Raw genomic sequence first — 9,328 nt, forward strand, 5'->3', positions numbered from 1 at the left:
GGTGCGCCCGACTGGATTCGAACCAGCGGCCTTCCGGGTCGGAGCCGAACGCTCTATCCAACTGAGCTACGGACGCACATCTATGAAAACCGTCCGAAGACGGGTTTCAGCTATTCAGTTATAAGTGGTCAAATAGTAGTCAGACTACTACAAAACCGGAGAATGCGATGCCGAAAAATGGCTTTGTTATGCGGTTTTTCGGCTGCGCCCAACTGCCTGTCGGAGTTGTCGGAGCCGAACGCTCTATCCAACTGAGCTACGGACGCGGATCTGCGGAAAGCCGCCTCCGGGGGAGGGCTTTCCGACGTGTTGACCGCACCCTTTTGGTGCATCGCTTATTCTACCACATTTTTTTGACGTGGTAAAGCCTTTTTTCAAAAATCGCGCCGGAAACCCCGTTTGCGGGGCCTTCGGCGCGGATCCGTCAGCGGCGCGCCCTCAACAGGGTGAGGAGCAGCAACGCAAGAAGAAGGAACTGAAAGAAAAGGAACAGCAGCAGCGTTCCCGCCTCCGAGGGCAGGGAGCCTTCGTCAACAGGGACGGCGGGCGCCGGCGAGGGGGAGGGCACGGGCGACGGCTTCGGAGAAGTCGAGGGCCTGGGACGGCTTGTCCCGCTTGCGCTGGGGGCAGGGGCCTTTACAGGGGCCGGAGTGGAAGCGGCGGCCTGCCCGGGGGCCGGGGCCGGCGCGGCGGGGGTGGGGCGCACGGGCGAAACCGTCTGCCCCTGCGTCTCGTAGCCCCGCAGCACCGAGCCGGTGTAGTTGCCCTGAAAGCGCAGGGTGATGTTCACGCGGCTGCCGCTTTGGCGGCTCTCCACTGTGTAGTCGCTGCCCGCTTTCAGAACGGCGGTGCCGTCCCGCACGGTCAGCTTTTCCGCGTCCTGGGCGTTTTCCACCGGCGAGACCCACAGCAGCGAGGCGTCCTTGGGCAGCACCTGCACCGGCACCTTCACATGCTCCACCGCTTCGAAGTTTTCGGTGTCGGCGGGGGTGAACCGTGCCTCAAAGACCTGCGGCCCGGCGCTGCCCACCTTCTGGTCCGGGGCCTCCCAGGCAAAGCCCGGGCCGGGATCCACCTGGCCCAGCGAGCTGCCATACACCGCCGTCAGCCCGGTTGGAACGGTGTAGTCCTGCAGGGCCTTCAGGATGTGGAACTCCTTCACCGCCACAAGGCCGGCGCGGCCGTCCTGGGGCGGCACCACCGCCCGCACGTACCAGGTGCCCGCCTCGCTGGGCGGCTGGGAGGTGAAGACGCCGCTCTCGCTGTCGCTGTATGTGTACACCGGCTCGCCGTACCGGGCGCCGGCATGGGGAGGGTGGGCGGCTTCGCCGTAGGTCCAGTCCTCTATGGTCAGAGGCTCCACCCAGGCGTTGCTCACATGGAATCGCAGCGAGGCGGTGAAGGAGAAGGAGCCGTCGGTGTAGCGGTAGGTCACCAGACTGCCGTCGGCAAGGCCGGTGAGCAGGCCGTCCTCCAGCTGCGCGCCGGTCACGCCGGTGATGCGCTCCGGGTCGATGGGCAGCCCCGGCTGACCCAGGTGGAAGGTGGTCTGGCCCTGGGCCAGCTGCACCTCCACCGGGCGCTGGCCGTCCAAAACGGCGGTGGGGGCCGCCGGCCCGGCGCGGATGCCCAGCAGCTGATTGCCGCCGGCCATCAGATCGGTGAGAAGGGGGTTGGCGCTCAGGTCCAGAAAGACGAGGCCGCTGCGCTCGACGCCCAGCCGTTCAAGGTTTGGCGCGCGGCTCAAATCCAGCTCGGTGACCAGGGTGTAGGCGCACCAGAGGTCCAGCAGGGCTTCGTTGTTCCCCAGGGTGAGGGCCTTGAGGGGCCCGCCCATGTAGATGAGATATTGAAGGGCCCCGTTGCGCGAGACGTCCAGCGTCTCGAAGAGGTTGTCGCCGCAGGCCAGCTCCCTCAGAAGGGGGGCCGCCGAGGGGTCCAGGGCCGCCAGGCGGTTGCCGTGGCAGTGCAGCACCTCCAGCCGGGGCGTCTGGGAAAGGTCCAGCCCGGTGAGCCGGTTATCGTTGCACAGCAGGCTGGTCAGGCCCGGGGCCTGGTCCAGGGGCAGTTCGGTGAGGGCGTTGCCGATGCAGTTCAGCTGGGTGAGGGCGGGGAAAAAGCCGACGCCTTCCAGCGTGCGGATGCCCTTGCCGCGCACGTGCAGCATGGTCACCGCCGCCCGCTCGCTCTCGGAAAGGGCGCCGTCGCCGTCGGCGTCGAAGGTGCGCACGCAGGCCAGAAAGGCCGGGTCGGGGAAGTTCGTCTCGTCCAGCGCCACCGTCCCTTCAGCGGCGGCGAGGGCGGCGTTCAGGGGGCCGGCGGCGGGGGCGCTGCCGGCAGGGGCGGCGAGCGGGGCGTTCCCGGATACCGCCTCTTCGGCGGCGGCAGGAAGGGGAACAGCCGCTGCGCCCAGCACAAGGGCCAGCACGACGGCCGCCCGGAAAAGGGGCTTTTTGTAGTCGGTCATGGTCTGCCGCATCCTTTCTCTCAAAGCGTTTTGGGGCGTCAGGGCCGCAGCGGCTATGCAGCAGCCTGGGCCTTCTGAAGGGAAACCAGCAGGTCGGCGGCGAAGAGGGCGGAAAGGGCCGGCGCGGCGGTCAGCGCCGCGGCGGGGGAGAGCATCGCCACCCAGCCGCTCACCACCGGGTGGATGAATCGGAGCATCACCAGGGAGAAGGCGCCCCAACACAGGGAGGCCGGCAGGCAGATGTAGCCGTTCAGGTTGAAGCGGTACATGCTGTAATCCCAGTAGCGCAGATGGAACAGACGCTCCATGGTCCAGCCGGTGACGTATTCCAGCAGCGTTGCGCCGGCCATGCCCATCAGAAAAACCAGCAGCGGGTTTGCGGCCACCGGCAGGGCGAACAGCAGGACGGCCACGGCGCCGGAGCCGTAGATGGGAAGCAGCGGGCCGTTGAGAAAGCCCCGGTCCACCCAGCGCCCCTGGCGCAGGGAAACATAGCAGGACTCCCAGACCCAGCCGAGAAAGGAGTACAAAAAGAAGAACAGTGCCCACTGGGCGGGGGCGTAGCCAAACCAGGTCATAGGAGTCCCTTTCTCGTTACAGCGTGGGTGCGGCGCCCGGCCTCAGAGGGCCGGGCCGCCGGGGGCTGCGGATGCGGCCCGCTTTTCCAGGATGACGGTGGCCAGGTCGCTGATGCCGTCGGCCACCAGAGCGGCTCCGAACACCATCACCGCGATGCGCACCGCCGCGAAGGGGGCGATGACGATGAGGGCGCCCAGCACGATGGGAACGATGGCGGAGAGGGCCAGGGGGACCATGCCGGGGAACTGTTCCCGCAGGCCGGTGATGGCCAGGGGCAGTTTGCCGATGCCGTCCATCAGGAGCAGGGCGCCCAGCACCAGCGGCAGGACCGACAGGATGGCCTGGGGCCAGGCAAAGGCGAAGACAGAAAAGGCGGCGGGCAGCGCGGTGAGGAACAGATCGCCCGGATTGGCTGCGCCGGCCTTGCGGCCCTGCAGATAGCGCGCGAGACGGATCGCGCCGTAGGCGGCTGCGCCGCCGGCCAGCGCCCAGACGAAGAACGTGCCGGAGGCGGCGGGGAAGGCGAAGAGCAGAACGCCCATTGCGACATACAGCGCGGCCACCCAGACGGATGCGGCGCGGGTCCAGAAAAATTGAAACATTAGGATACCTCCTTGACAAAACAGGATTTGCAAAATTTCTTTTGCTGTTTCCATCCTACCATGGGCGGGCGGCGGAGTATGTTTGTCAGACAACGGGCTGTCGCTTCTTGTCAGAAAAAGGGAGCGGTTTTATAATAAAAAAAGAAAACTGCCTGCGAGGAGGCGCAAACAGCAGATGGAACACAAGCTGGACCTGGCGGTGCTGCGGGCAAATATGCTGTTCCGCAACCTGACCGACGAAGAGGTGCTGGGCGTCATCGACACCATGTCGCCTCACACCGTTTTGTGGACCGCAGCGCCATGTCCAACGAGCTGTGCAAGATGCGGGACGAGGGGCTTTTGAAGTTCGACAAGAGCCGCTTCGAGCTGCTGGTGGAGATGCCCATCACCGACGACGAGCCGGACCCCAACGACAAGGAATGAAAAAGGGCGCGCCGCAGGATAAACATCTGCGGCGCGCCCTTCTGTTGAGCGCTTAAGCGCAAAAAAGCCACCGGCCGGGCCGGTGGCTTTGATTTTTTTTGGGGGGGGGTCAGAACAGCTCCAGCAGGAACCGCGCCACATGGTCCACCGCACGGTCGGCCTGCCTGAGGGGGAACATCTGGAACACATGCCACATGCCCTCCCAGCACTCCATCCGGCAGGGCACGCCCTGCTCCAGCAGGCGCTGGTGCAGCCGGGCCGAGTCGTCGAAGAGGATCTCGTTGGAGCCCGCCTGGATCATCACCGGCGGGAAGCCGGAAAAATCGCCGAAGAGGGGCGAGAGCAGCGGGTCGGCCCAGTCGGCGCCGGGGGCGTAGGCGTCCCGGGTGGCCAGCATGTAGTCGGCGGTGAGGGAAGGGTCCGCCCCGGCCTGTTCGGTGAAGGACTCACCGCTGAAGGTCATGTCCGTCCAGGGCGAAAAAAGCACCAGGCGGCGGGGCAGCTGGCGGCGGGCGTCCCGCAGCAGCAGGGCCAGCACCAGGGCCAGATTGCCTCCGGCGGAGTCGCCCATCACCACCACGTCCCGGGCGCCATAGCCCAGCAGCATCAGATAATCCCAGGCTTTCAGCGCGTCCTGCCGTGCGGCGGGGCTGGGGTGTTCCGGCGCAAGGCGGTACTCAAAGCAGAGCACTTCGTAGCCGGTGCGGCTGGCGATCTTGGAGGCGAGGGGGCGGGAGTAGTCCAGGCTGCCGCTGGTGTAGCCGCCGCCGTGGCAGTAGAGCACCACCTTGCGGGGGTCGTGGCCCTGTTCCGGCCGCACCCAGGCGGCGGGCATGCCGTTCAGGTCGAAGGGCTCCCAGCCAAGGCCCAGCAGCGGGGCGGCCAGCCGCCCCAGCACCTTCTGGCCTTTGCGCTGACGGTCCAGCTCTTCCTGCCCGGCGGGGGCGGGAGAGGAGGCCGAACGGATGGTGCGCATCGCCTTCATCATAGCGGTGGTCACCGCCTGGTCGGCGGGGCTCGTGTCGGAATAGTGGGGCATGGGGATGTGCAGGCCGCCCCGGGCGTTTGTGTTGCTGGTGTTTTCCATAGGTGTTTCTCTCTTTCGGCGGGCCCGCGGCAAGCGGGCGGTGGCTGCTGTTTTCAGTATAGCATAAAAATGGGGCGAGGGCGTTGCCCGCGGGGGGCGGCGGTGCTACAATACAAGATAGAGACGGAAGGAGGCGACGCGGAATGGCGCGCACCGCACAGAACTGGTACCGGCTGGACAACGCGGGCATGGTCTATTCCGCCATCCAGCGGGACGATTACTCGGCGGTCTACCGCTTTTCGGCGGTGATGGACGCCCCGGTGGACCCGGAGCGTTTGCGTCAGGCCGCCCGGCGGGTGATGCCGCGCTTCCCCGGTCTGCAGGTGCGGCTGCGGCGGGGGGTGTTCTGGTATTATTTTGATTCCGACCCCTCCTTTGTGCCCGACGTGGAGCCGGACATCGCCAACCCCTGCCAGCCCATCCGCTTTTCCTCCAAAGACCGGCTGCTGCGGGTGTTCTATTACGGGCCGCGCATCTCCATCGAGCTGTTCCACGCGTTGGCGGACGGCGCGGGCGCGCTGGTGCTGCTGAAAACGCTGGTGGCGGAGTATCTGCGGCTGGGCGGGGCGGAAGTGCCCTGCACCGAGGGCGTCCTGGACCCGGCCGGGCCTCCCGACCCGGAGGAATGGGAGGACGCCTATCCCCGCTACGCTACCTCCCGGGCCCGGCGCAGCCTCAAGGCCGGCCCGGCCTACAGCTACACCGGCACGCCGGAACCCTTCTACACGCTGAACGTCATCATGGGCCTCATCCCGGTGGACAAGGTCCGCGCCGCCGCCAGGCGCTACGGCGTTTCCATCACCGAGTTCCTGGCCGCCGGGCTCATCCAGGCGCTGATGGTGCGCCAGCGCTGCGAGGGCAGGCGGCGGGAAAAGCCGGTGGCCCTGGTGGTGCCGGTGAACCTGCGGCCTTATTTCCCCAGCCGCACCCTGCGCAACTTCATCCTCACCGCGCGGCCCTTCATCGACCCGGAATTGGGGGACTACACCTTCGCGGAGATCGCCTCTCAGGTGCATCACTATATGCGGCTGCACGTCACAAGGCAGGAGCTGGCCGCCTACATCACCCGGAACGTCAGTTTGCAGCGCTCGCCGCTGCTGCGGCTGGTGCCCCGCCCGCTGAAAAACCTGGGAATGGCGGCAGGGTTCCGGATGCTGGGTGAAAAGCCCTATTCCACCACCTTCACCAACCCCGGCGTGTTCCGGGCGCCGCCGGAGATGGAAGCCCACATCCGGCGGGTGGAGATGGTGCTGGGCCAGTCCTATTCCGGGCGCACCAACTGCGCGGCCATCAGCATGGGCAACACCCTGACGCTGAGCTTTTCCGGCACCATGCGGGAGAGAGATCTGGAACGGGACTTCTTCCGCTGGCTGGTGCGGGAGGGCGTGCCGGTCAAAATCCTCTCCAACAGAAAGGGCTGAGAGATCATGTCTTATTGCGTGAACTGCGGGGTGGAGCTGGACGCCTCCGCCCATGCCTGTCCGCTGTGCGGCACTCCGGTGGTCAATCCCCGCTGCCCGGTGGACGAGACCGCCCAGCCGCCCTTCCCGCTGGCGCGGCGGGAGGTGGAGCCGGTGGACCGGCGCAGCCTGGGGCTGCTGCTCACCGGCATGCTGGCCTCAGCGGCGGTGTGCTGCTGTGCCATCAACTGGCTGGCCTTCTTTCCGGCGGCGCCCTGGTCGCTCTATGTGGCGGGGGCGGCGGCGGTGCTCTGGGTGTGGACGGCGCTGCCGCTCTTGGCCCGGGGCTGGCCGGCGCCGGCCTTCCTGCTGGCAGACGCGGCCGCAGCGGCGGGCATGCTGGCGCTGGTGGCCGCCCTCACCAACGGCTGGGGCTGGTTTGCCCGGCTGGCGCTGCCCATCCTGGGCATCACCGCCCTGCTGGTGGCTGCGGTGGGCGGCATGATCGCCCGGCGGCGCTCCGGCCTTTCCACGGCGGGGGTGTTCTTCCTGCTGCTCATCCTCTGGCTGCTGGCGCTGGAAGCGCTCATCGACCTCTATGCCTTTGGGCAGTACCGGCCGGGCTGGTCGGTCATCGCCGCGGCGGCGGGGCTGGTGGCGGCGGTGTTTCTGCTCATCGTGCGCCTGCGCCCCCGCTTGCGGGAGGAACTGGGCCGGCGCTTCCACACCTGAATGCCCCTGTTATCAGTATAGCCCTTCGGGCCCGGCAGGTCTGTGCGTCAAACAACAGGCCGCCGGGCCTTCTCTGCGCCCTTCAGGAGGGGCGCATGCGGACGGCGCAGGAGGCGGCCCGGCAGCTGCGGGGCCTCTGTGGCAGCCGGCTGTGAAATAAACAGAAAGCGGGCCGGCCCCCAAAAGGGACCGGCCCGCTCTTTTATATATAATGTTAGTTGCGGTGCAGCACCGGGTAAACCGCCCGGCTCAGAATGCCGGACACCACAAAGCCCGCGGCGGCTTCCACCGCGCCCTGCACGCCCACGAACAGCAGCACGAACGCCAGCGGGTCCGCCGCGCCCAGGGCGGTCACAAAGCCCTGGATGTAATCGGTGCGGTAGAAGAACAGCACCAGCGCGGCCATGAAAAACACGGTGTTCAGCACCGGGCCCGCCAGGGCGGCCGCGCCGAAGGCGGCGTTGGCCCGCAGGGGGCGGCCCTTGCGGTGAAGGGCCTTGAAGAGCACCCCCGGCAGCCAGCCCGCCAGCACCCGGGTGGGCACACAGGTCAAAAAGGTGAACGCCGGGTTGATGGTCATCAGCGTGGTGCCGAAGGCGTCGGACCCGAAACAGGTGGAAAAGCTGGTCAGGCCGAAGATGCCGCCCAGGATGGCGCCCTCGGCGGGCCCCAGCAGGATGGCGCCCACCGTCACCGGGATCATGATGGGGGTGATGGCCAGCGGGCCGATGTGGATGTAGCCCAGCGGGGTGTAGGCCAGCACCAGCACGATGGCGGCCAGCAGCGCCAGCCGGGTCAGACGCAGGGTTTTGGAATGGTCGTTCATGTTACATACTCCTTTACTGCCGCTCCGCCTCAAAACGCGGATACAGCGCAAACTTATTTATGCACACGCCCCTCGCAGGGCGGAACACCATGAAATATTCACTTTTGGTTTTTCAGCCAGATGAGGTTCATGCCGTCCAAAATAAGGTCTTCGCAGCGGCGCACCGGCTGGGCCATCGCCTTCAGCACCGCCTCGGGCAGTTCGCCGGTGGCGGCCACCCAGGCGCTTTCGCCCAGCTCGCCCTTGAGGCGGGCGATCAGGCCGTCCAGCATGGCGGCGGTGCCCAGGATGCTGCCCGCCTGCAAACAGGCGGCGCTGTTCTTCGCCAGCGGCGCAAGGGCGGCCCGGGGCGCGTCCAGGTCCACCTGGGGCAGCTGGGCCGTGCCCTTCACCAGGGCGTTCAGCGCGGCCTTCGGCCCCGGCAGGATCATCCCGCCCAGAAGGCGGCCCTTCTCGTCAATGCCCATCAGCGAGAGGGCGGTGTCCGCACACAGCAGGATCACCGGCCCCGGCGCAAGGTCCAGCGCCGCCACGCCCGCGCAAAGAAGCTCCGCCCCCAGCTGGCCCGGGTCGTCGATGCAGATGGCAAGGCCGCTTTTGAGCCCAGGGCCCACCGTGAGCACCCGCCCGTCGCTGCGCCGCCGCAGGGCGGCGGTCATGGGGGCGGTCAGGGCCGGAGCCACCGAACCGAGGATGGCGCCCTCCCACCGGCAGCCGCCGTGGCCGTACAGGTCCAGAAGCTGCCCCAGGGCGATGGCGCACTCATCCGCCGTCATACCGGGCCGGGCGCTCAGCCGGCCGGAAAAAAGCTTTTCCCTCCCGCTGTATCCGCCCACCGAAATGTGGGTGTTGCCGATGTTCACCGTCAGGACCATGGCGCCGCGGCCCCCTTTCTCTTGAGCGGTCCTATTATAATACGATTTACGGCAAAAAGGCAAGTCCCCCCGGATTTGGCCGCCCGCGCAGATTTTTCCAAAAGCTGCAAAAAGGGGGTTGACTTTTGGGTTGGAGGCTCGTATAATACAGACTTGCGCCCCGGAAGGGAAGCGGCGGCAGCCGCCCGCCCGGAAGCGGCCGCCTGGAAAAAATATCGCAAAAAAGTGTTGACAAACAGCGCCTGGCGCGATATAATAAGCAGGCTGCCTCACGAAAGCGCGGGGCGCAGAGGACCTTGAAAATTGAACAATAAGAAGAACTTGAAGGACCCTTTTT

The 9,328-nt window shown here is 66.7% G+C and carries 9 protein-coding genes and 1 tRNA gene; 3 read left to right on the forward strand and 7 right to left on the reverse strand.

What is annotated here, in order from left to right:
- Positions 1-2 precede the first annotated feature (2 nt).
- The 4 genes from ACH2AT_RS09965 to ACH2AT_RS09980 form a co-directional block, all read right to left on the reverse strand.
- Positions 3-76 (reverse strand) — tRNA-Arg (locus tag ACH2AT_RS09965).
- Positions 77-424: 348 nt separating this feature from the next.
- A complete protein-coding gene (locus tag ACH2AT_RS09970; protein WP_394965692.1) occupies positions 425-2,467 on the reverse strand; it encodes a leucine-rich repeat domain-containing protein in 2,043 nt (680 codons plus the stop codon).
- Between the two features lie 53 nt (positions 2,468-2,520).
- Positions 2,521-3,045, reverse strand: a complete 525-nt coding sequence (locus ACH2AT_RS09975) for a putative ABC transporter permease (protein ID WP_394965694.1) — start codon at positions 3,043-3,045, stop codon at positions 2,521-2,523.
- 42 nt (positions 3,046-3,087) lie between these two features.
- Positions 3,088-3,648 carry a DUF308 domain-containing protein gene (locus tag ACH2AT_RS09980; protein WP_394965696.1) on the reverse strand — a complete coding sequence of 187 codons (561 nt, stop codon included), beginning with the start codon at positions 3,646-3,648 and terminating at the stop codon, positions 3,088-3,090.
- Between the two features lie 175 nt (positions 3,649-3,823).
- Between ACH2AT_RS09980 and ACH2AT_RS09985 the strand changes: the two genes are divergently transcribed.
- The gene (locus ACH2AT_RS09985) at positions 3,824-3,991 is read left to right on the forward strand and encodes a hypothetical protein (RefSeq protein WP_394965697.1); all 168 of its coding nucleotides are present in this window, start codon (positions 3,824-3,826) and stop codon (positions 3,989-3,991) included.
- A 189-nt stretch (positions 3,992-4,180) separates the two neighbouring features.
- On the opposite strand, the gene ACH2AT_RS09990 is transcribed toward ACH2AT_RS09985, so the two are convergent.
- Positions 4,181-5,158, reverse strand: coding sequence for an alpha/beta hydrolase (locus ACH2AT_RS09990; RefSeq protein WP_394965699.1), 978 nt, complete (start codon positions 5,156-5,158; stop codon positions 4,181-4,183).
- 143 nt (positions 5,159-5,301) lie between these two features.
- Here ACH2AT_RS09990 and ACH2AT_RS09995 point away from each other — a divergent pair, with 143 nt between their 5' ends.
- Both ACH2AT_RS09995 and ACH2AT_RS10000 read left to right on the forward strand, forming a co-directional pair.
- Positions 5,302-6,579 carry a hypothetical protein gene (locus tag ACH2AT_RS09995; RefSeq protein WP_394965701.1) on the forward strand — a complete coding sequence of 426 codons (1,278 nt, stop codon included), beginning with the start codon at positions 5,302-5,304 and terminating at the stop codon, positions 6,577-6,579.
- Between the two features lie 6 nt (positions 6,580-6,585).
- Positions 6,586-7,290 (forward strand): DUF6320 domain-containing protein, encoded by a 705-nt coding sequence (locus ACH2AT_RS10000; RefSeq protein WP_394965703.1) that lies wholly within the window; start codon positions 6,586-6,588, stop codon positions 7,288-7,290.
- 214 nt (positions 7,291-7,504) lie between these two features.
- Here the strand turns inward: ACH2AT_RS10000 and ACH2AT_RS10005 are convergent, their stop codons facing one another.
- Together ACH2AT_RS10005 and ACH2AT_RS10010 are read right to left on the reverse strand one after the other, a co-directional pair.
- Entirely contained in the window at positions 7,505-8,116 is a 612-nt protein-coding gene (locus tag ACH2AT_RS10005) for an ECF transporter S component (protein ID WP_394965705.1), read from the reverse strand.
- 98 nt (positions 8,117-8,214) lie between these two features.
- Entirely contained in the window at positions 8,215-8,991 is a 777-nt protein-coding gene (locus ACH2AT_RS10010; RefSeq protein WP_394965706.1) for a type III pantothenate kinase, read from the reverse strand.
- Positions 8,992-9,328: the final 337 nt, after the last annotated feature.

Origin of the sequence: Candidatus Allofournierella excrementigallinarum (assembly GCF_944388085.1) — a bacterium.
Classification (GTDB): domain Bacteria; phylum Bacillota; class Clostridia; order Oscillospirales; family Ruminococcaceae; genus Allofournierella_A; species Allofournierella_A excrementigallinarum.

Bases quoted from the DNA above. Each gene is read 5' to 3' on its own strand.
- ACH2AT_RS09980 (WP_394965696.1), bottom strand. From the start codon at position 3,648: ATGTTTCAATTTTTCTGGACCCGCGCCGCATCCGTCTGGGTGGCCGCG.
- ACH2AT_RS09975 (WP_394965694.1), bottom strand. From the start codon at position 3,045: ATGACCTGGTTTGGCTACGCCCCCGCCCAGTGGGCACTGTTCTTCTTT.
- ACH2AT_RS09995 (WP_394965701.1), top strand. From the start codon at position 5,302: ATGGCGCGCACCGCACAGAACTGGTACCGGCTGGACAACGCGGGCATG.
- ACH2AT_RS10005 (WP_394965705.1), bottom strand. From the start codon at position 8,116: ATGAACGACCATTCCAAAACCCTGCGTCTGACCCGGCTGGCGCTGCTG.
- ACH2AT_RS09985 (WP_394965697.1), top strand. From the start codon at position 3,824: ATGGAACACAAGCTGGACCTGGCGGTGCTGCGGGCAAATATGCTGTTC.
- ACH2AT_RS10000 (WP_394965703.1), top strand. From the start codon at position 6,586: ATGTCTTATTGCGTGAACTGCGGGGTGGAGCTGGACGCCTCCGCCCAT.
- ACH2AT_RS09990 (WP_394965699.1), bottom strand. From the start codon at position 5,158: ATGGAAAACACCAGCAACACAAACGCCCGGGGCGGCCTGCACATCCCC.
- ACH2AT_RS09970 (WP_394965692.1), bottom strand. From the start codon at position 2,467: ATGACCGACTACAAAAAGCCCCTTTTCCGGGCGGCCGTCGTGCTGGCC.
- ACH2AT_RS10010 (WP_394965706.1), bottom strand. From the start codon at position 8,991: ATGGTCCTGACGGTGAACATCGGCAACACCCACATTTCGGTGGGCGGA.